Origin of the sequence: Pseudomonas kitaguniensis (genome assembly GCF_009296165.1) — a bacterium.
Taxonomy (GTDB): Bacteria; Pseudomonadota; Gammaproteobacteria; order Pseudomonadales; family Pseudomonadaceae; genus Aquipseudomonas; species Aquipseudomonas kitaguniensis.
In genome coordinates this window covers 13,720-33,910 of the sequence record NZ_VUAZ01000134.1, presented here as the reverse complement: position 1 = coordinate 33,910, position 20,191 = coordinate 13,720, and the positions used below count along the sequence as shown (strand labels likewise).

Below are 20,191 nucleotides of genomic sequence, written 5' to 3'. Positions count from 1 at the left end.
AGTTAAAACAAGAAATTTGGAGCTCTTGAATGTTTGCTTTCTTTCGTCCTGCCGCACACCAGGCGCCCCTGCCTGAAGAAAAAATAGACAGCACGTATCGACGACTGCGTTGGCAGATCTTCGCCGGTATTTTCTTCGGTTACGCCGGCTACTACTTGCTGCGCAAAAACTTCTCGCTGGCCATGCCGTACTTGATTGACGAGGGCTACACCCGCGGCCAACTGGGCTTGGCGATGTCGGCGATTGCGATTGCCTACGGCCTGTCCAAGTTCCTGATGGGCCTGGTGTCCGACCGCTCGAACCCGCGTTACTTCCTGCCTTTTGGCCTGCTGGTGTCGGCGGGCGTAATGTTCATTTTCGGTTTCGCACCTTGGGCAACGTCCAGCGTGACCATGATGTTCATTTTGCTGTTCATCAACGGCTGGGCCCAAGGCATGGGCTGGCCACCCAGCGGGCGGACCATGGTGCACTGGTGGTCGCAGAAAGAACGCGGCGGCGTGGTGTCGGTATGGAACGTGGCGCATAACGTCGGCGGCGGCCTGATCGGCCCGCTGTTCTTGCTCGGCATGGCGTGGTTTAACGACTGGCATGCAGCGTTTTACGTGCCGGCGACCGTGGCCCTGGCCGTGGCGGCGTTTGCCTTCATCACCATGCGCGACACGCCGCAGTCGGTCGGCCTGCCACCGATTGAGCAATACAAAAACGATTACCCGGAAGGCTACGACGCCAGCCACGAAGACGAATTCAGCGCCAAGGAAATCTTCGTCAAGTACGTGCTGCGCAACAAAATGCTTTGGTACATCGCCTTCGCTAACGTGTTTGTCTACCTGTTGCGCTACGGCGTGCTGGACTGGGCACCGACGTACCTCAAGGAAGCCAAGCACTTCGACGTGGATAAAACCTCGTGGGCGTACTTCTTCTATGAGTGGGCAGGTATTCCGGGCACGCTGCTGTGCGGCTGGATGTCGGACAAGATCTTCCGTGGCAATCGTGGGCTGACCGGCATCGTATTCATGGCCTTGGTCACCGTGGCGACCCTGGTTTACTGGCTCAACCCGCCAGGCAACCCGATGGTCGACATGATTGCGCTGTTCTCCATCGGCTTCCTGATCTACGGCCCGGTGATGCTGATCGGCCTGCAGGCGCTGGAGTTGGCGCCGAAAAAAGCCGCTGGCACCGCGGCGGGCTTCACCGGCTTGTTCGGCTACTTGGGTGGCTCGGTGGCAGCCAGTGCGGCCATGGGCTACACCGTTGACCATTTCGGCTGGGACGGTGGTTTTATCCTGCTGATAGGTGCGTGCCTATTGGCGATCGCGTTCCTGATCCCAACGCTGTGGCACACCAACAGTGTCAGCACAGCGCGTTAATCGCCTGAGCAATCCTTTGCACAACGCTTGAGCCGCGCCTCCAGGTTTTTATCTGGCATGGCGTGGCTACGCAGGGCGTTAACGGTCTGCTCGACATAATCGCGAGTCGTGCCGTAACGCCCGCAAGCGCTTTGCAGCACGTGATTGAGTACGATGTCGGGCAAGTTGCCAGCATAGCTGGGCAAGTGCCGCTCCAACACAAAACCCAGCGCCTGAACCTGGCTGCCATCTTCCAAACGGCAGGTCAGCCAGTGCGGCCGGTAGGAGGGGTAAGGCATCTCGCGCTGCCACAAGGCGTAAAGCGAGGCTTCCAACTGGTCTTCCGGCAAACGGTAGGCAAACCCGCTGCAGGAACCGCCACGGTCCAGCCCGAACACCAACCCCGGCAATTCCGGCGTGCCGCGATGCTCGTGGGGACCACAGGTACAAGCCCCGGTGGTAACCGTGAACCCGCGCACGCACGCGCTCGGTCGACGAACATTCAGGCCGCCAGATCAACGACCCGTAGGCGAATAGCCAGACCGGCCCACCCTTATGCCGGGCCATCGTGGCCTGCATCGAGCTCATTAACTGTTCGTGAGTGAGTTGCGGCCCAAGATCGAGCCGCGGAGGGTAAGCCAATTGCAAAAGATCGGTTTCAATGGCGGTCATGGCGAAAAGCGGTGCGCCTCCTGTGTATTACCAGTTGTAAGCAACTTTACCGTAATAAAACGCGCCGCTGTAACCGTACGGCGAAAAAGTGCTATAGGCCAAATTGCCGCCACTGCTGGCGTAGGCATTGACCTTCTCCGGGTATTTGTCGGTGACGTTGTCACCGCCCACGGTGAACGTCCAGTTCTTCAGTTTGTAGTCCGCCGACAGGTCCAGCACCCAAGCCGCCTTGAAGGTCTGGTCGTTGACCTTGTCCGCCTGGTAACTGGTGAACTCACCATAACGCACCAGGTTGCTGTGCAGTGCCCAACGGCCGTAGGTGAAATCGTTACCCAGGCTGAGTTTGTGCTGCGGCGTGGTGTCGCCGAGTAAACCGATACGCTCGCGGCGGTCCACCCGCACCAGGTTGGCGCCCAAACTGTCCAGAATGGCCGGGTTAGCTTTCACGTCCGTCACTTTGGTGTGGTTGTAGTTATACCCTACCGTGCTGTTCCAACGAATGCCGTTATCGAATTGATAACGATAGTTGGCCACCAAATCGACGCCATCGGTGCTGGTATCAGTGGCGTTGGTGAAGTAGCGCGCGCTGGTGTAGTTGATGTTGCCAACACCGTTGGCTTGCAGGTAAGCCACGGTCGCCGGGTTCAGATTAAGGTTGGAGGACAGGCTGATACGGTCGCGGATGTCGATGCGATAAACGTCGAGCGTTACGGTCAGGTCATCTGCAGGCTCCAGCACCAGGCCGAGGCTGTAGTTACGTGACTTTTCGGCTTTCAGGTCTTCGGCGCCGAGCAGTCTTGCCACTTTGCTGTCGGCCGGAAAGGTGCCCGCCTCCTGAATGGTGCTGCCGATCAACTGCGACGAGGTGTAGGCAAAATTCTGCTGGGCCAGGGATGGCGCGCGGAAACCGTTGGAAATGCTGCCACGCAACGCCACCTGCGGGGTGAAGTCATACCGCGCCGACAGCGAGCCGCTGACGTTGGAGCCAAAGTCACTGTAATCCTCATGCCGCACGGCGGCCGAGGCGCTGAGCTTTTCGGTGAAGTTGGTTTCCAGGTCCAGGTACTGCGCCCAGTTATGCCGCGAGCTGCTGCCGGCGTCGGCATCACGGAAACCACCGAGGCCCGAGCTGCCGGTCTGGTAATAGGACGCAGGCTCGCCCGCTTCGATCTCATAGCCCTGGTGCAGGTATTCGCCACCAAAAGCTACCGACACCGGGTAAGGCAAAAAGCCCACGTCGAATTCACGTGAGAGGTCCAGGCTGACTTGCTTCTGATCGTTGCTCAGGGTGCCATTGTCGAACTTGCGCGGCGTAGCAAGGCCGAGTGAGGTGTTGATGGTGTCGGTGCTTAATTCGTACTGGTTTTTGCCATAGTTGGCCGACAGGTCATAGTGCCAGTCGTAGGCCAGCAAGCCGCGCAAGCCCACCACCAATGAGGTGTCCTCAAGGTTGCCCTTGATCAGCGGCAAGTAGCCATTGGGGTTGAGCGCTGCAATGTTGTTGGACGCATTGCTGGCCCGGTAGAACGCTGCGGTTTCGCCACGTCGCTTGCTGTAGCCGCCGAACGTGTAGAACTCCAGCCCGTCGCTGAAGGAATACTCGGAGTTGAACTGCAACTTGCCTTCATTGGTAGCCGGCTCGCCCTGGCGGAACACACGCTGGCCGTAGGTGGTGGAACCTACGCTGGCCGGGCGGAAATCATCGCCGGCACGGTTGGTGTAATCGTTGTCGGCACCTTCGGCGGAAAGGTTGATAAAACCGTTGTCACCCAGCGCCAAGCCGGTATTGCCGCTGACATTGCGTTGAATACCATCGCCCTTTTTGTATTCGCCGAATTTGCTCGAGACCGAACCGCCATGGTCGTCGTGCTTGAGGATCACGTTGATTACCCCGGCAATCGCGTCAGAGCCATAGCGCGCCGACGCACCGTCACGCAGCACTTCAACGTGGTCGACCGCCGACAACGGAATTGCATTCAAGTCCGCCGGTGCCGAGCCACGGCCAACGGCCCCGCCGAGGTTAACGAACGCACTGGTGTGGCGACGTTTACCGTTGACCAGCACCAACACCTGATCCGGCGACAGGCCGCGCAACTGCGCAGGGCGCACCAGCTCGGCGCCATCCACCAGGCTTGGACGCGGGAAGTTGATCGACGGAATCAAGCGCGCCAGCACTGCTCCCAGCTCATCGGAGCCGGTGCTGCGCAAGGTTTCGCCGGAAATCACATCAATCGGCGAAAGCGAAGCACTGGCGGTGCGCTCTTGGGCGCGCGTACCGGTGACGATCACGGTGTCGAGTTTTGGCACATCGGCAGCGGCTGTTTCGGCCGCCAAGGCTGGATTAAATCCCACAGCGGTCAGCAAATTGGCCGACAAAATCGCTGTGTACAGCGCGTGTTTGTTGTAGCTCCCCATACCGCTCCCACTCCTTTAAACCCAGGCATCAAACATCAGAACTTGCTGCTCTGAGTGCTTACGATCGATCCGTCTGGCGGGCGGTGGCGGTCAGTTATTGGTGATTGATGAAAGGCGGTAGTCCGTTGCCTTATAGCTTAATGAGATTTTTCCTACATAAGTAATACCTTAATTGCATAAGCATAGGCGACCAAACCTTCAGCGCAGGTTCAGGCCCCGCAGGACGTTAGCCGCCAAACTGTAGAAGTTTAGCGACCCCACATTAGCCGCCTATTCAAACGACTATCGAGGTCGAACCATGAAGTACGTTTATTCCGGCTTGCTGCTTATGGCACAAGCCGCTACTGCGCTGGCCTCTGAGGCGACCGTCAAAGGCGATAAGGGCTTCTGGTACGCCCAGACGAGCCTCTACACCCAGCACTTTTCACCGAACCCCAAGCACAACAACAACCAGGATTTGATCAACCTGGAGCGCAACGAAGCGTCCGGGCTGGTATACGGCGGGGCGACCTTTCGCAACTCGTTCAGCCAGCGCTCATATTATGTTTACGCGGGTAAACGCTATGACCTTGGCGACTCGCCGTTCTACATGAAGGTGACCGCAGGCGCGCTTCAGGGGTATCGCGGCAAGTACCGCGACAAAATCCCGCTCAACCGCTTTGGCGTGGCACCGGCGATCATCCCCTCGGTGGGCGTGAATTTCGGCCCGGTGACCAGCGAGTTGGTGTTGCTGGGCTTTAATGCGGCGATGCTGACGGCGGGGGCGCGTTTCTAACGACACTGCCTATCTGTGTCGGCGCCGGTTCCCACATTAAGGGCGCGGTGCGTAGGCGAACACATCAGCACGCATCTGATGCGCGTCCATGCCGGCGTCAACCAGCGCATCCAGCGTGCCGTAGATCATCGCAGGCGAGCCACTTGCGTAGACGTGCACACCCTTGAGATCGCGAATATCTTCACACACCGCTTCATGCAGCAGCCCGCAACGCCCTTGCCAACCACACAGGTCGCTGACCACTTTGTGCAGGAACAGATTCGGCAGTTGCAGCCATTGATCCCAGTGCTCGATCTGGTAAAAATCCTCCGGCCGACGCACACCCCAGTACAAATGCACCGGGTGCTTGAAACCGGAAGCGCGGCAATGCTCTATCAAGCTGTGCATCTGCGCCATGCCGGTACCCGCGGCGATCAACACCAACGGCCCGTCGGGTAGCTCGGCAAGGTGCGTGTCGCCAAAAGGCAATTCGATGCGCGCCATCTGATTACGCTGCAACTGCTCAAGCAGGTTGCGCGCGCTGTCTTCCCGCACCAGCACATGCAACTCCAGCTCACGCCCGGAATGCGGCGCCGACGCCAGCGAGAACGCCGACTTCTCGCCATTCTCCCGCTCGATCATCAAGTATTGCCCAGCGTGGTAACGCAGCGCTTTACCGGCCGGGGCAAGCAGGCGCACGCGCCACACATCACCACCGACCTCCACACATTCACTCAATTGGCACGACAACTTGCGCAACGGCAACTCTCCCGGCGCCAGCACGCCATCCCATAACACAATGCAATCTTCCAGCGGCTCGGCGATGCAGGTGTAAAACTCACCGTGATCGAGCACCTCACCGGCTTGCAGCACCCGGCCCTCAACCAACAACGCCGCACACACATGGCACACGCCATTGCGACACGCCTGAGGGCACTCGTAGCCCAGACGCGCGCGCCTTCAAGGATTCGCTCGCCAGGGATCAGTTCCAGTACCGCGCCGGAAGGTTGCAGGGTTACACGCATCAATCTATTCCCAATTCTTTCCACATAGCATCGACACGGGCAGTCACAGCCTCATCCTTGACGATCACCCGGCCCCACTCGCGGGTGGTTTCACCCGGCCATTTGTGGGTGGCATCCAGGCCCATCTTTGAACCGAGGCCCGACACCGGCGAGGCGAAGTCGAGGTAGTCGATCGGCGTGTTGTCGATCATCACCGTGTCGCGCTTGGGGTCCATGCGCGTGGTGATGGCCCAGATCACGTCGTTCCAGTCGCGAGCATTGATGTCGTCGTCGGTGACGATAACGAATTTGGTGTACATGAACTGTCGCAAAAACGACCACACTCCCAGCATTACCCGTTTGGCGTGGCCTGGATAGGACTTCTTCATGGTCACAATGGCCATGCGGTACGAGCAGCCTTCGGGCGGCAAGTAGAAGTCGGTGATCTCCGGGAACTGCTTTTGCAGGATCGGCACAAACACTTCGTTCAGCGCCACACCCAGGATAGCCGGTTCATCCGGTGGCCGGCCGGTGTAGGTGCTGTGGTAGATCGGCTTGATCCGGTGGGTAATGCGCTCGACCGTGAACACCGGGAAGCTGTCGACTTCGTTGTAGTAACCGGTGTGGTCGCCGTAAGGGCCTTCGTCGGCCATTTCGCCCGGATGAATCACGCCTTCGAGGATGATTTCCGCACTGGCCGGCACTTGCAGGTCGTTGCCGCGGCACTTCACCAGTTCGGTGCGGTTACCGCGCAACAGACCGGCGAAGGCATATTCAGACAGGCTGTCGGGCACCGGCGTGACGGCGCCAAGGATGGTCGCCGGGTCAGCGCCCAGGGCGACGGAAACCGGGAAAGGCTTGCCGGGATGTTTTTCGCACCACTCACGAAAGTCGAGTGCGCCGCCACGGTGGCTCAGCCAACGCATGATCACTTTATTGCGGCCGATCACTTGCTGACGGTAGATACCCAGGTTCTGGCGATCCTTGTTCGGGCCTTTGGTCACAGTAAGGCCCCACGTGATCAGCGGGCCGACGTCGCCGGGCCAGCAGGTCTGCACGGGCAGCATGCCGAGGTCGACATCATCACCCTCGATCACCACTTCCTGGCACACCGCGTCCTTGACCACCTTGGGCGCCATGGCAATGATCTTGCGAAAGATCGGTAGCTTCGACCAGGCATCCTTCAGGCCCTTGGGTGGCTCGGGCTCCTTGAGGAAGGCCAGGAGCTTGCCGATCTCGCGCAGCTCGCTGACCGACTCGGCGCCCATGCCAAAGGCCACGCGGTCGGGCGTACCGAACAGGTTGCCGAGCACCGGAATATCAAAGCCGGTCGGGTTTTCGAACAGCAGTGCCGGGCCCTTGCTGCGCAGGGTACGGTCACAAATCTCAGTCATTTCCAGCACCGGCGAAACCGGTACCTGGATACGTTTCAACTCTCCGCGCTGCTCAAGTTGCTGCACGAAATCCCGAAGATCCTTGAATTTCATTAACCATGCCACCCGTAAAATAGGCCTACATCCTACCTGCTCTGAAGGCGGCTGGCAGCTTAATTGGCCGTCAGCCCGCGCGATTGCAGCGAATTGAACAAGGGCTCCAGGAACGCCTCAATGTGCCGCGCCCCGACGTCCGAAAGATGGTTATCGTCGGTGTACAGCGCACGGCCGTTGAGCTCCACCCGGCACAGGCCATCGGCGCCACACAGCAGGGGCGCCGGGTCCAGCACGCTAACGCCACGGTCGGCCGCGGCCAGTTCGTCGAACAGTTGGGTAATAAAGCGCTGGCGCTTCTGATGTTCCGCTACCGGCAGCCCTTCACCGTCGACCGGCCGGTGCATCATGGCCAGGCGACTGAGGCGGTAGGGAACGATGATTTCCTGCAACGGTACTTCCTTGACCAGCCACACGTGATACCCGGCGGCGCGCAACCCTTTGATGCGCTCGCGCAGGCCTTCGGCGAAGCGCTGCTCGGCGATGGCACGCACGTATTGGCCTGTGCCCGGGTCTTTTAGCGCGTGCTCTTTGTCCCCCGACATTTGCCCGTACAGGTACAGGCTCCAGCGCGCCACCAGCACCACATCAGTGAACGATTGCGCGGCCATGGCCTTCTCGACGCGTTGATTGAAACGTGCGCAGCGGGCGATGTTCTCCAGACCATCAAGCGGCACACAACCGGCAAAACTGGTCTGGGCCAGGCTGATAGTGTGCCGTTTGGCAGCGTCTTCGAGCGCCGGAACCAGCGCCGTGGCATGGCTGTCGCCCCAGACCAGCGCAGACGTCGAGCGGTTTTTGGGGCCGAAGTGGCAGAACAGCCGATCGTCGGGGGTGTCTTTGTTGGCCATGCAGGCCATCAGTTCCGGGCTCCATGTCTTCGCTTGGGCGTAACGCAGGGCCTGCTCGGACAAGCGCCAAGGCACACCCTTCGCCTCGCGCAATGCCAGGCCTGTAAAACCCAGACACAGGATGCCGGCTGCGGCGGCCGCAAGGATCGCTTTGCGCCCGGCCAGCAGGCGTTTTTCGCGAAACGCGCTTCTACAAATCGCCACGAAAGGTAGCCCAGTACCAGGCTCAGCAGCATCAGCCCGGCCAGCTCAAGCGCGCTCAAACCGTCCACCGCGGCATAGTTGGCGTACACAAACACCGGCCAGTGCCACAGGTACCAGGAATACGAAATAAGCCCCAGGCCGACCATCACCCGCGAACTCAACAAACGCCCGACCGCCGTGTGCTGTTGCCCATTCGCCCAGATCAACCCGACCACGCCCAACACCGGCAGCAAAGCGGCCGCGCCAGGGAACGCGGTATGTCGGTCGAAACCGAATACGGCTATCAGGATCAACGCCATGGACACCAAGCTGACCCCTTGCGCCAGGGCCGGCGAGGCGCGCCATTCACGCAACGGCATCACCGCCAGCATTGCCCCGGCGAGCAACTCCCAAGCCCGCAAGTGCAACAGAAAGAAGGCTTTTTGCGGCTGATGAGCGACCGCCCAGACGCTCATGCCGAAAGACACCAGCAGCACGCCGAACAACGCCAGACGCCAGTGTTTCAGGCGGCTTGAAAGCACTGCCAGCAGCAGTGGAAATAGAATATAGAACTGCTCCTCCACCGCCAGCGACCAGGTGTGCAGCAAGGGTTTGATGTCGGAAGCCGAGTCGAAATAACCGTGCTGGCGCGCAAACAGCAGGTTGGAGGTGAATGTCACCTGGTAATGCGCCGACCGCCCCAATGCCTCGTAGTCCTTGGGCGCCAGCAGAAACCAACCCACCACCAGTGTGGCCGCCATCATCACAAACAGGGCTGGCAAGATACGCCGGGCACGGCGCGCCCAGAAATCGACGAAACTGAAGCGACCGACCTGGCGTTCGCGCCAGATGATCGAGGTGATCAGGTAGCCGGAAATCACGAAAAACACGTCTACGCCGACAAAGCCGCCAGTGAAGCCCGGTACTCCAAAGTGAAACAGTACAACAGCCAGGACAGCGATGGCGCGCAGGCCATCAATGTCTCTTCGGTAAGCAAAAGTGGTCATAAATTTAAGGTCAGGCAGATACGGATGGAGATGAGCGTAGCGTCGCTCAACTTTTTTGTTTCATAACTGACACTTTGGTGCTGCAAACCTCCCTTTTTTGATACAAAAAAAAATGGCGCCCCGTAGGGCGCCATTTTTCGGACCTGAAGCGTCGTATTATTTACGCTTCATCGACAAGAAGAACTCGTCGTTGGTCTTGGTGGTTTTCAACTTGTCGATCAGGAACTCGATGGCCGCAACTTCGTCCATCGGGTGCAGCAGCTTGCGCAAAATCCACATGCGCTGCAGTTCGTCGTCGGCGGTCAGCAACTCTTCGCGGCGGGTGCCGGAACGGTTGATGTTGATCGCCGGGAACACGCGTTTTTCAGCGATACGACGGTCCAGGGGCAGTTCCATGTTGCCGGTACCCTTGAACTCCTCGTAGATCACTTCGTCCATCTTCGAGCCGGTTTCAACCAGCGCGGTGGCGATAATGGTCAGCGAGCCGCCTTCTTCGATGTTGCGCGCGGCGCCGAAGAAACGCTTTGGTTTCTCCAAGGCGTGGGCATCAACACCACCGGTGAGTACCTTGCCGGAGCTCGGGATCACGGTGTTGTAGGCACGCGCCAGACGGGTGATGGAGTCGAGCAAAATCACCACGTCTTTCTTGTGTTCGACCAGGCGCTTGGCCTTCTCGATGACCATTTCGGCAACCTGCACGTGGCGGGTTGGCGGCTCATCGAACGTCGAGGCAACCACTTCGCCGCGCACGGTGCGCTGCATTTCGGTTACTTCTTCCGGACGCTCATCGATCAGCAACACGATCAAGTGAACTTCAGGATTGTTACGCGCGATGTTCGCTGCGATGTTCTGCAGCATGATGGTCTTACCGGCTTTCGGCGGTGCGACGATCAGGCCGCGCTGGCCTTTACCGATCGGGGCGCACAGGTCGATGACACGGCCAGTCAAGTCTTCGGTGGAACCGTTACCGGCTTCCATCTTCATCCGAATGGTCGGGAACAGCGGGGTCAGGTTCTCGAAGAGAATCTTGTTTTTCGCGTTCTCGGGACGGTCAAAGTTGATCGTGTCGACCTTGAGCAGGGCGAAATAACGCTCGCCTTCCTTCGGGGGACGGATCTTGCCAACGATGGTGTCACCAGTGCGCAAGTTGAAGCGACGGATCTGGCTCGGCGAGACGTAAATGTCGTCTGGGCCGGCAAGATAGGAAGCGTCAGCGGAGCGGAGGAAGCCGAAGCCGTCCTGGAGAATCTCCAGCACGCCATCACCGGAGATTTCCTCACCGCTTTTTGCGTGCTTTTTGAGCAGGGAGAAAATCACATCCTGCTTGCGCGAACGGGCCATATTTTCTATGCCCATCTCTTCGGCCAATTGGAGCAGGTCGGTAATCGGCTTTTGCTTGAGTTCAGTCAGATTCATATAGGAATGACGTAATCATTTATGGAGGGGGGGAAATTAAGCTTTTGGCTTAATGAGGCCGCGCCGCAGAGAAGGCGACAGGATCGCGTACTAATCAAAAAGGAATGCGTCGGCGACGGCTTGCAGGGGGCAGTGGAGAAACCAGTGCGGGGCCGAATGTACCACCTGAGTTTCGGAGCGTCTAGCCCTGTTTCACGAAAAAGCCCCGCTATTTGCGGGGCTTTTTTGACGACGCTTAGATGTTGGCGTCGAGGAAAGCTTGCAGTTGGGACTTCGACAGCGCGCCGACTTTAGTCGCCGCAACTTCGCCGCCCTTGAACAGCATCAGGGTCGGAATACCACGCACGCCGTGCTTGGCCGGGGTTTCCTGATTGTCGTCGATGTTCAGTTTGGCAATGGTCAACTTGCCTTCGTAGGTGGTCGCAATGTCGTCCAGAACAGGGGCGATCATTTTGCAAGGGCCACACCATTCAGCCCAGTAGTCAACCAGCACCGGGCCCTGAGCCTTGAGTACTTCGGCCTCAAAGGTCGCGTCGGTGACGTGCTTGATAAGATCGTTGCTCATGGATGTCTCCGGATTGTAAGCAAAAAAAACGTGGCCCATCATAGCCGCCCTTCCCCCGTTCAGGAAGCCGCCGCTGATTGAGTCTTGCTATGGTGATGAATGAGTTTGGGTATACCCCACTCACGGCGCAACCGGCGTGACGAAGGCGATGCCGGTGCGCAAGGCCGCATTGCGTACATGTTCCTGCATGGTTTTCTGCGCCGCCGCACTGGCGCGCCGGGCCAGCGCACGCAAAATCCTGCGGTGCTCCTGCCAGGTTTCCATGGCCCGTTCCGGCCGGATGAACGGTAGTTTCTGACTCTCCAGAAACACCTCGGCACTGGCACTCAAGATACTCACCATCGCCTGGTTGCCGCTGGCCAGCAAGATCCGTTGATGGAATTCGAAGTCGAGCCGGCCGGCCGCTTCAAAGTCGCCGGCCTTAAGCACCTTGCGCATCGCCTCGACATTGTCTTGCAGGCTGTCCAGCTCATCGAGGGTTAATGTCACTGCCGCCAAGCCCGCTGCAAACCCCTCCAGGGCATAGCGCAACTGGAAAATATCCAATGGCGTAGCCTGGGCTGCGAAGGGCCACGCAAACCCCGGTGCTTCTTGCACCTCCTGCACGAACACGCCTTTACCCGGCTGTACGCTGACCACGCCCAAGGCACTCAAGGATGACAACGCCTCGCGCAACGATGCCCGGCTGACGCCTAACTGCACCGCCAGGTCGCGCTGGGACGGCAACGCATCGCCCGCTGCGAAGCCCTGCTCTTTGATCAGTTTTCGGATGGCCTGCAGGGCCGCTTCCGGTACGGCTTGGGCGATGGAATTCATAAAAAACTCGTAGTTCCAGACAACTGAGCGGCTAGTTGTAAAGCTATTCCGGGACCTAGGCAAGCCACGCCCCAAAGGGGTTCGCGGGGTTTTATCGGCGCTCGAAAAAGGTGCGAAAAGCGAGCTAACTGTTCAGACCAGTAAGACCGCCGAACCTCAACGAATCCCGGCCTTGCAGACGATTCAGCCGGTGATGGCATGCGCTGTGCAATCACGCCATGAGCAGAAACAAAAAATTCCTTCGCCCTTCGGAGAGTTGCCATGACCAAGCGCTACAGCGCCCTGCTCACTGCCCTGTTTGCCAGCCTGATGCTGAGCCAGGCACCCGCCCAGGCCAATGGTCTGGACGACATCGTCGCCCGTGGCACCCTCAAAGTTGCCGTGCCGCAGGACTTCCCGCCGTTCGGCTCGGTCGGCCCCGACATGAAACCCCGCGGCCTGGACATCGACACCGCCAAGCTGCTGGCCGACCAGCTCAAGGTCAAGCTGGAGCTGACCCCGGTGAACAGCACCAACCGCATTCCGTTCCTTACCACCGGCAAAGTCGACTTGGTGATTTCCAGCTTGGGCAAAAACCCGGAGCGCGAAAAGGTAATCGATTTTTCCAGGGCCTACGCGCCGTTCTACCTGGCGGTGTTCGGCCCGCCTGATGCGACCGTCAGCACCACCGACGACCTCAAGGGCAAGACCATCAGCGTCACACGCGGCGCCATCGAAGACATCGAGTTGACCGCGGTAGCGCCCAAGGAAGCAACCATCAAACGCTTCGAAGACAACAACTCGACCATCGCTGCTTACCTGGCCGGCCAGGTCGACCTGATTGCCAGCGGCAACGTGGTGATGGTGGCGATCAGCGAACGGAGCCCTAAACGCGTGCCGGTGCTGAAAGTGAAACTCAAAGACTCCCCAGTGTACGTAGGCGTGAACAAGAACGAGCCGGCGCTGCTTGAGAAGGTCAACCAGATTCTGGTCGCGGCCAAGGCCGACGGCAGCCTGGAAAAGAACGCGATGCAATGGCTAAAAGAGCCGCTGCCCGCAGATCTTTGACGCGACGGAGTTGATTCATGGCGTATCAATTTGACTTTGTGCCGGTGCTGGCAAATACCGACCTGCTGTTGCGCGGCGCTCTGTTCACGCTTGAGCTGACGGCCATCGGCGCGATCCTCGGGGTGGCCCTGGGCATCGTCGGCGCCGTGGTGCGGGCGTGGAAGATCCAGCCGTTCGCCTGGTTCTTCGGCGTGTATGTCGAGTTGATCCGCAACACACCGTTTCTGGTGCAGTTGTTCTTCATCTTCTTCGGCTTGCCATCCCTGGGCCTTAAAATCACCGAGTGGCAAGCGGCTGTATTGGCAATGGTGATCAACTTGGGGGCGTATTCCACCGAGATCATCCGCGCCGGCATCCAGGCGATTCCTCGCGGCCAACTGGAAGCCGCAGCGGCACTGGCGATGACGCGTTTCGAGGCGTTCCGCTACGTGGTGTTGCTGCCGGCACTGGGCAAGGTGTGGCCGGCCCTGAGCAGCCAGATCATCATCGTGATGCTCGGCTCGGCAGTGTGTTCGCAAATCGCCACCGAAGAACTGAGCTTTGCCGCCAACTTTATCCAGTCGCGCAACTTTCGCGCGTTCGAAACCTACGCGCTGACGACCTTGGTGTACCTGTGCATGGCGCTGATGATTCGCCAGTTGCTCAACTGGATCGGCCGCCGATTTGTGATGAGGAACAGCCGATGAGTGATTTTTCGTTCTGGGACATCGTGCGCAACCTCGCTATCGGCCTGCAATGGACCCTGCTGCTGTCGCTGGTGGCGTTTATCGGTGGCGGCATCATTGGTTTGCTGGTGATGACGATGCGCATCAGCCGCAAAACCTTCCCGCGTAATCTTGCGCGCACTTATATCGAACTGTTCCAGGGCACGCCGCTGTTGATGCAGCTGTTCCTGGTGTTTTTCGGCGTCGCCCTGCTGGGGGTGGATATTTCGCCCTGGCTGGCGGCGGCGATTGCCTTGACGCTGTTTACCAGCGCCTACCTGGCCGAGATATGGCGCGGCTGCGTCGAGTCCATCGCCCACGGGCAATGGGAAGCCTCGGCCAGCCTGGCACTCAACCCGCTTGAGCAACTGCGCTACGTGATTTTGCCGCAGGCATTGCGCATTGCTGTGGCGCCGACTGTGGGTTTTTCGGTGCAAGTGGTTAAAGGCACCGCCGTCACCTCGATCATCGGCTTTACCGAACTGACCAAAACCGGCGGCATGCTCGCCAACGCGACCTTCGAGCCCTTCATGGTCTACGGCCTGGTGGCGCTCGGTTACTTCCTGCTCTGCTACCCCTTGTCACTCAGTGCGCGCTATCTGGAAAGGAGACTGCATGCCTCTGCTTAGAATTTCCGCCCTGCATAAGTATTACGGCGATCACCACGTACTCAAGGGCATCGACCTGACCGTTGAAGAAGGCCAGGTGGTGGCGATCATCGGCCGTAGCGGCTCGGGCAAATCCACCTTGTTGCGTACCCTCAACGGCCTGGAGTCGATCAACGACGGGGTGATTGAAGTCGACGGCGAGTACCTTGATGCCGCTCGCGCCGACTTGCGCAGCCTGCGGCAGAAAGTCGGCATGGTGTTCCAACAGTTCAACCTGTTCCCGCACCTGACGGTGGGCGAAAACGTCATGCTCGCCCCCCAAGTGGTGCAGAAAGTGCCCAAGGCCAAAGCTGCACAGCTTGCCAGGCAGATGTTGGAGCGGGTCGGGCTGGGGGAAAAGTTCGACGCGTTCCCGGATCGCCTGTCCGGTGGCCAGCAACAACGCGTGGCGATCGCCCGCGCATTGGCCATGTCGCCCAAGGTGCTGTTGTGCGATGAAATCACCTCGGCCCTCGACCCCGAACTGGTCAATGAAGTGCTCAGCGTGGTGCGCCAACTGGCCAAGGACGGCATGACCTTGATCATGGTGACCCACGAAATGCGCTTCGCCCGCGAGGTCGGCGACAAGTTGGTGTTCATGCATCAGGGCAAGGTGCATGAAGTGGGCGACCCAAAAACATTATTTGCCAACCCGAAAACGCCCGAACTCGCCAACTTCATTGGCTCGGTGGAACAACCGAACTGACCAGTTCGAAACTGCCCAGCCCTTCCAGGCGCGTCTCGCTGCGCACCTCCAGGGCATCGGCGGGCAGGTCGGTATCAATATCGACTTGGGCGGTCAATTGCCGGCCTGTTACCGGCATACCCGCCGCCCGCGCTACCAGGCTTTGGCCCGGCAGCAACTGCCCTCCGGCAGGCTGGCCGGGCAGGTGCTGCGCCTCCCAGGCGACAGCCCGCCCATCCACTTGGGCATGTTTGAGGCTCAGCCTGAATCGCCCTTGGCGACCAAACCGAAACCCCTGCCCATCGGCTGCCACACCGATAAAACGCAGGCCGATTGCCGCAGGCTCAGTGCAAAAAACATTCACCTGCAACGAGCGAGTGCCGAGCGCGATGGAGGTCCGTTCAACCAGCGCTTCCCTGCGAATAGCGCCGTAGTCGATGCGCGGCTGGCTTACCGATAACCGGCAGTTTTCTGCCTGTGCGTCAGGCGCTGCCAGCACCGCGAACAGCAACGCCAGGGGCAGGCTTTTTAGCCTAACGGCCATGGCACACCGCCGAGGTGGTTTCATAGAATTTGTCATTGTCAGGCTGGCTCCCGGGGTCAATGCGCAACAGGCAGGTGGAAGAGTCCGGCAATGAAACGCGCAGGTTTTGCGACTCACTGACGTCGTTGAGAAAAATCATGCCTTCACCCACCACGCTGGTCAGGAACAGGTCGCCTTTGCCGAATACGGCGGCGCCCTGAGGCAGCGGCCGCCCCTGCTGATCAGTCGCGTTGAGCAGCACACGGCTTACCTTTACGACATCAAAACCCACCGCGTTAAAGGAGCCACGGCCCGCAGTCAGCGTCTGCGTACCGTTTTTCAGGTCGACGCGTTTGGGCAAGGACGGGGTTTGCACCTGGACTCGGCTAGGTGTGTAGGCAGGCAGACCGGCGATCACCGCTTGCCCGCTGAAGTCGGTCCACACCGGGCCTTGCGGGGTCTCGACTTTTGCAGCGCCGATGTCGCCGACCGAGACAATGCCGAACGTGTCCTGAACGGTGTAAGGCGAGAAGGTCAGCCCACCTGCGTGAGCCACCGCACCACCTTGCAACTGCCCGGTATAGCTGCTGCCCAATGGGTCGCGGCTGACACCCAGGCCTACCCGTGTATAACGTGGCAACAGCCCGACCTGCCCGCGAAATGATTGGTCGCGGGCATTGAGGTCGCGCTCGACCCCCACTTCGTAATTCACATAGTCGTTGACGCGTTCACTGAGCGCTGTGCCCGCCGTGAACTGGTCGCCACGGCGGCTGGTGTAACTGGTCACACGCCGATCGCTGCCCAGCGGCACGCTGACCTGCAGCCGCACCGACAGGTCGTTGTCCAGGGCACGCTCACGCTGGCTGTCAACGGGCGTGGCATCACGGCGACTTCGCGTGCCGCCTACTTGCGAATCAGCGATCAACGCAACGTCGGCGCGGCTGAATGACTTGTTCCACGAGGCAAATACGTGTTCGGACGCGCGCCCGTCAAATTGCGAACTGCGCGTATACCCCAGGGAAAACACACCCGCCACAGGATCGGCCCAACTCATGCCAGCGGTGTATTGGTTTTTGAAGCGCGAATCCAGTTCATTGGCCCTGGTTGACCGTCCGGCTTCAGTGACCTCGCGATAACCCAGGGTCTGCGTGGTTGCACTGAGGTTAACGTCGATATTGGCGTATACAGGGCTGCTCACGGACACGCTGCTGCGCGCGCCGGACACTGCGTTTTTGCCGTCACGCGAGAGGTTATGACGTGCGCTCACGGAAACCCGCTGGAAAAACACGCTGCTCAGGGTGCCGCCTGCCGACCAATACTCATCGGTGCCCAACAACCCAAAACCCGCAGACGAATCCTGCCCAAGCCCCCAGGTGCCGCTGCCCATGGCAACCACCGGTGACGGCCCCTCCTCGCCGTTATCTTTGCGCAGCTTGCCCGCCGAGAAGTAATAACCCGGCGCCGCCGGTGCTGCGCCTGCAAACGATGCCGCCGGCACCACGAAACTGCGCCTGGCGCCACGCACATCAATCACGCTGACTTCAAGGTCACTGGTGCCATTGAGCAACGGCAAACCGGTCAGCCGAAAGGGCCCTTCAGGCACCAACGTGCTGTGGATCAACACGCCGGACTGGCGAACTTCAATCCGCGACTGGCTTTGGGCCAGGCCTTCGACCACCGCACTGTTGCCGCCCGCTGAAGCGCGTGATTGGCCATCGGGGAAAAACTGCAGGCCCGACAGTTGGACGCCGCCAAACACCGGGTTATTGCTGGAGAGCTGGCCCACCTGGAAAGTCGATTGCAGCGTGGCAATATCACGTTGGGCAAACGCGTACAGATGCTCGGTGCGCGCCTTGCCGTTGTCGGACACATAGAACTGGCGGCTGCGAACAATCCAGTCCTCCAGGTTGAAACCTGCCTCGGTGTAGGCCGAGATAAACCGGCTGGGCCCACTGCGCGAGCGGCTGTCGAAACCCAGTACGTCATAATTGAATAACGCCGCCGCTCCGCCCTTGGTAAATTGCCCCGCGGCCCACTGCGGCTCACGCAGTGACTGGGTCGGCACCACCAGCGCCACCTCGTCTGTGCCAGGGCGCAACCTCACATTGGTTGTCGGGAACGCACCCAGAAAATCATGGCAGGCCTGGTCCGGCAAGGCGTCTTCGCGAATGATCGCGCTGGGCTTTACCAGCCCGGCTTTGTCCAGCAGCCCTGCGGTGAAACACAATCGCCCCTGCGCGTCGAACCGTGCATCCACCAGCCCCAACGGGTTTCCATTGACTCGCAACCCGACCACCTGCATACCTTCGCGAAAACGCGCCGCGCTGCGAAAGTACTCGGAGACCTTCGGGTCAATCCCGTGGGCTGCCAGTGCCGCAAGGTCGAAGCCCTCACCAAGCTCCAGCGCAGATACGAGACCCGGCGAGCTACATAGCGTCGCAAACCCTATGAGCAACGTGCGGTTGCAGAGCCAGAACGATGCCGTAGTGCTGTGACTCGATGGGTTGATCATCAATCGATCAGCCCTCATCGGTGCTGATCGGTGCCCGGTAGTTATCCACCGAAAACCCATAGACCGTGGCCGGCTGAATCTCGACCTCGGCTACAGCGCCCAAGGGGCGATCAACCTTCAACGTCAACGCCTCACCCGGCAAGATATAGGTACGCGGCAACGTGGCCGGGATGCTGTGTGGCAAGAGCTGCACCTCTGGCGCCATGCGCACGACATAAGCGCTGTCGTTATGAACCGTAAGGCGCTCCCCCACGCGCTTCCACTTCAGCAACTCCCAAGGCGTGTGATGCCGAGGCAAGCCTTGCGGGTGCAGGATCAGCGGCAGGTTCTGCCGAAGGGTGATACCGATGGTTGCGCCGCCGGCAGCCCGCGCTTGCGGAATGCCTTCAAAGGACACGCGCTTGAGCCGTTGAGTCTTGAGCGGCGCCTTCAAGGTGCTGATGAAGCGCACCAGTTGTGTGTCGCCCGCCTCTACGCGCGTAATGGGCGGCGTGACAATGACTAAGGGTTCCAGGTCCTCGGGCACATTTTCGACCACTGAATGAAGCAGCGCCGGCCCGGCATCAGTGTTCTTGATATTGATGGTGGCTTCGCCCTCTTCTTCATACAGTACTACCACCGTGGTTTCCGGCAGCATGCCGTCTGCCGTAGTAACAGCACTAAAAAAAAGACAAAAACTTGCACAACACAATAACGCGCTGCTTATTATTGAAAACCCAGGCACTCAGTATTCCTCGCGTTTGATGAAGTTCATAATTGACCGTCAAGCGCCCACAAAAAACAGCCGACCAAAAACGTTAGTTTGTTGGTCGGCTGTTTTCAGCTTTTTAGAGGTAGCTCAATACAAGCGTGGCGCGCCCATCAATGGAAATGTCGCGGCTCAGGTCCAGGTCCTGTGCCCTGTTGATCACAGCCTTGACCGCAACAGTACCGGTCAAGTGCGTAATCGAGGCAGGTGTAACCGCGCTGCCATTGCGCCACGAGTATTGGCTAGGCGATTGGGCGACTTTGCCATCACTGCTCTGCCAGGCGCCGGTGCCAGTGCGCGTGATGGGCAACAAGGTAGTACCCGCCGCTCTGAGGTCCTTGAGGGTGACCGAATAACCACCGGTACGCCGGGTGCCTACCGCTCCCAAACCAAAGTTCTGCGCTTCGGTAAACCCTGCGCCAAGCACCCCGGTAACCTTGCTACCGGCTTGCAGGTCGGTAAAGGTCAGCCCGAACCTTGCCGCTGTGGTGCCGCAACTGACGGTCAAGGCAGTGCTCCTTTCCTCGCGCGGGTTGAACGCCGTCTGGGACAATTCGCCGGAGCGAATCGTGCCGTAGTCGATCACGCCGCTACCCGCCAGGCTGAGGTTACAGGCGGCCGGTGTGATCGTGCCCCTGACCACTAACTGGGCACTGGTGGAGGCTTGCGCACCCATGGCCGCAGCCAAACATGTAATACCGAGAGTCAAGCCGATGATTTTTTTCATGTTGGTCCTGTCACTAAAGTTATCAGGCGTTGTTTATTTGTGTGTTGGCGACTCCATCGCCCCACTGTCTATCTTCCCGGAC

General features: G+C 59.5%; 15 protein-coding genes and 3 pseudogenes. 6 read left to right on the top strand and 12 right to left on the bottom strand.

Annotation, left to right across the window (positions count from 1 at the left end):
- Window positions 1-29: 29 nt before the first annotated feature.
- Entirely contained in the window at window positions 30-1,367 is a 1,338-nt protein-coding gene (gene glpT, locus F0169_RS21675) for a glycerol-3-phosphate transporter (protein WP_152747580.1), read from the top strand.
- Here glpT and F0169_RS21670 read toward each other — a convergent pair.
- Window positions 1,364-2,018 (bottom strand): annotated as a pseudogene (locus F0169_RS21670) (gamma-glutamylcyclotransferase). The gene glpT and the pseudogene F0169_RS21670 overlap by 4 nt on opposite strands.
- A 27-nt stretch (window positions 2,019-2,045) precedes the next feature.
- Complete coding sequence (locus F0169_RS21665; protein WP_152747579.1) at window positions 2,046-4,433, bottom strand: TonB-dependent receptor plug domain-containing protein; 2,388 nt, start codon at window positions 4,431-4,433, stop codon at window positions 2,046-2,048.
- Window positions 4,434-4,731: 298 nt separating this feature from the next.
- Here F0169_RS21665 and F0169_RS21660 point away from each other — a divergent pair, with 298 nt between their 5' ends.
- Window positions 4,732-5,208 carry a sn-glycerol-3-phosphate transporter gene (locus tag F0169_RS21660; RefSeq protein ID WP_152747578.1) on the top strand — a complete coding sequence of 159 codons (477 nt, stop codon included), beginning with the start codon at window positions 4,732-4,734 and terminating at the stop codon, window positions 5,206-5,208.
- Window positions 5,209-5,244: 36 nt separating this feature from the next.
- On the opposite strand, the pseudogene F0169_RS21655 reads toward F0169_RS21660, so the two are convergent.
- From F0169_RS21655 to F0169_RS21630, 6 genes and pseudogenes are all read right to left on the bottom strand, one after another.
- Window positions 5,245-6,212 (bottom strand): annotated as a pseudogene (locus tag F0169_RS21655) (CDP-6-deoxy-delta-3,4-glucoseen reductase).
- On the bottom strand, window positions 6,212-7,678 hold the full coding sequence (ubiD, locus tag F0169_RS21650) for a 4-hydroxy-3-polyprenylbenzoate decarboxylase (RefSeq protein WP_058413768.1): 1,467 nt from the start codon (window positions 7,676-7,678) through the stop codon (window positions 6,212-6,214). Before ubiD ends, F0169_RS21655 begins: the two are co-directional and overlap by 1 nt.
- A 59-nt stretch (window positions 7,679-7,737) precedes the next feature.
- Window positions 7,738-9,719: pseudogene (locus tag F0169_RS21645) on the bottom strand (acyltransferase family protein).
- 156 nt (window positions 9,720-9,875) lie between these two features.
- Window positions 9,876-11,135 (bottom strand): transcription termination factor Rho, encoded by a 1,260-nt coding sequence (gene rho / locus F0169_RS21640; RefSeq protein ID WP_058413770.1) that lies wholly within the window; start codon window positions 11,133-11,135, stop codon window positions 9,876-9,878.
- 235 nt (window positions 11,136-11,370) lie between these two features.
- Window positions 11,371-11,700: a thioredoxin TrxA gene (gene trxA / locus F0169_RS21635; protein ID WP_058413771.1), complete on the bottom strand. Its 330-nt coding sequence runs from the start codon at window positions 11,698-11,700 to the stop codon at window positions 11,371-11,373.
- A gap of 120 nt (window positions 11,701-11,820) precedes the next feature.
- On the bottom strand, window positions 11,821-12,516 hold the full coding sequence (locus F0169_RS21630) for a FadR/GntR family transcriptional regulator (protein ID WP_152747577.1): 696 nt from the start codon (window positions 12,514-12,516) through the stop codon (window positions 11,821-11,823).
- A 261-nt stretch (window positions 12,517-12,777) separates the two neighbouring features.
- Between F0169_RS21630 and F0169_RS21625 the strand changes: the two genes are divergently transcribed.
- The 4 genes from F0169_RS21625 to F0169_RS21610 are packed head-to-tail and all read left to right on the top strand — an operon-like array spanning window position 12,778 to window position 15,620.
- Window positions 12,778-13,563, top strand: coding sequence for a transporter substrate-binding domain-containing protein (locus F0169_RS21625; RefSeq protein ID WP_058413773.1), 786 nt, complete (start codon window positions 12,778-12,780; stop codon window positions 13,561-13,563).
- A 17-nt stretch (window positions 13,564-13,580) separates the two neighbouring features.
- Window positions 13,581-14,249 (top strand): amino acid ABC transporter permease, encoded by a 669-nt coding sequence (locus F0169_RS21620; protein ID WP_122250762.1) that lies wholly within the window; start codon window positions 13,581-13,583, stop codon window positions 14,247-14,249.
- Window positions 14,246-14,896: an amino acid ABC transporter permease gene (locus F0169_RS21615; protein ID WP_058413775.1), complete on the top strand. Its 651-nt coding sequence runs from the start codon at window positions 14,246-14,248 to the stop codon at window positions 14,894-14,896. The genes F0169_RS21620 and F0169_RS21615 overlap by 4 nt, the downstream gene beginning before the upstream one ends.
- Window positions 14,883-15,620, top strand: a complete 738-nt coding sequence (locus F0169_RS21610) for an amino acid ABC transporter ATP-binding protein (RefSeq protein WP_058413776.1) — start codon at window positions 14,883-14,885, stop codon at window positions 15,618-15,620. Before F0169_RS21615 ends, F0169_RS21610 begins: the two co-directional genes overlap by 14 nt.
- Here the strand turns inward: F0169_RS21610 and F0169_RS21605 are convergent.
- The 4 genes from F0169_RS21605 to F0169_RS21590 all read right to left on the bottom strand — a co-directional run bounded on the left by F0169_RS21605 (window position 15,592) and on the right by F0169_RS21590 (window position 20,109).
- Window positions 15,592-16,143, bottom strand: coding sequence for a DUF1120 domain-containing protein (locus tag F0169_RS21605; protein ID WP_152747576.1), 552 nt, complete (start codon window positions 16,141-16,143; stop codon window positions 15,592-15,594). The two genes, F0169_RS21610 and F0169_RS21605, sit on opposite strands and share 29 nt — an antisense overlap.
- The gene (locus F0169_RS21600) at window positions 16,133-18,634 is read right to left on the bottom strand and encodes a fimbria/pilus outer membrane usher protein (protein WP_152747575.1); all 2,502 of its coding nucleotides are present in this window, start codon (window positions 18,632-18,634) and stop codon (window positions 16,133-16,135) included. Before F0169_RS21600 ends, F0169_RS21605 begins: the two co-directional genes overlap by 11 nt.
- Before the next feature lie 7 nt (window positions 18,635-18,641).
- Window positions 18,642-19,340, bottom strand: coding sequence for a fimbria/pilus chaperone family protein (locus tag F0169_RS21595; RefSeq protein WP_421555932.1), 699 nt, complete (start codon window positions 19,338-19,340; stop codon window positions 18,642-18,644).
- 121 nt (window positions 19,341-19,461) lie between these two features.
- Window positions 19,462-20,109 (bottom strand): DUF1120 domain-containing protein, encoded by a 648-nt coding sequence (locus F0169_RS21590; protein WP_122250767.1) that lies wholly within the window; start codon window positions 20,107-20,109, stop codon window positions 19,462-19,464.
- Between the last annotated feature and the right edge of the window lie 82 nt (window positions 20,110-20,191).

What these genes read in the sequence shown, in the direction of transcription:
- glpT (WP_152747580.1), top strand. Translation starts at nt 30, where the DNA reads ATGTTTGCTTTCTTTCGTCCTGCCGCACACCAGGCGCCCCTGCCTGAA.
- F0169_RS21665 (WP_152747579.1), bottom strand. Translation starts at nt 4,433, where the DNA reads ATGGGGAGCTACAACAAACACGCGCTGTACACAGCGATTTTGTCGGCC.
- F0169_RS21660 (WP_152747578.1), top strand. Translation starts at nt 4,732, where the DNA reads ATGAAGTACGTTTATTCCGGCTTGCTGCTTATGGCACAAGCCGCTACT.
- ubiD (WP_058413768.1), bottom strand. Translation starts at nt 7,678, where the DNA reads ATGAAATTCAAGGATCTTCGGGATTTCGTGCAGCAACTTGAGCAGCGC.
- rho (WP_058413770.1), bottom strand. Translation starts at nt 11,135, where the DNA reads ATGAATCTGACTGAACTCAAGCAAAAGCCGATTACCGACCTGCTCCAA.
- trxA (WP_058413771.1), bottom strand. Translation starts at nt 11,700, where the DNA reads ATGAGCAACGATCTTATCAAGCACGTCACCGACGCGACCTTTGAGGCC.
- F0169_RS21630 (WP_152747577.1), bottom strand. Translation starts at nt 12,516, where the DNA reads ATGAATTCCATCGCCCAAGCCGTACCGGAAGCGGCCCTGCAGGCCATC.
- F0169_RS21625 (WP_058413773.1), top strand. Translation starts at nt 12,778, where the DNA reads ATGACCAAGCGCTACAGCGCCCTGCTCACTGCCCTGTTTGCCAGCCTG.
- F0169_RS21620 (WP_122250762.1), top strand. Translation starts at nt 13,581, where the DNA reads ATGGCGTATCAATTTGACTTTGTGCCGGTGCTGGCAAATACCGACCTG.
- F0169_RS21615 (WP_058413775.1), top strand. Translation starts at nt 14,246, where the DNA reads ATGAGTGATTTTTCGTTCTGGGACATCGTGCGCAACCTCGCTATCGGC.
- F0169_RS21610 (WP_058413776.1), top strand. Translation starts at nt 14,883, where the DNA reads ATGCCTCTGCTTAGAATTTCCGCCCTGCATAAGTATTACGGCGATCAC.
- F0169_RS21605 (WP_152747576.1), bottom strand. Translation starts at nt 16,143, where the DNA reads ATGGCCGTTAGGCTAAAAAGCCTGCCCCTGGCGTTGCTGTTCGCGGTG.
- F0169_RS21600 (WP_152747575.1), bottom strand. Translation starts at nt 18,634, where the DNA reads ATGATCAACCCATCGAGTCACAGCACTACGGCATCGTTCTGGCTCTGC.
- F0169_RS21590 (WP_122250767.1), bottom strand. Translation starts at nt 20,109, where the DNA reads ATGAAAAAAATCATCGGCTTGACTCTCGGTATTACATGTTTGGCTGCG.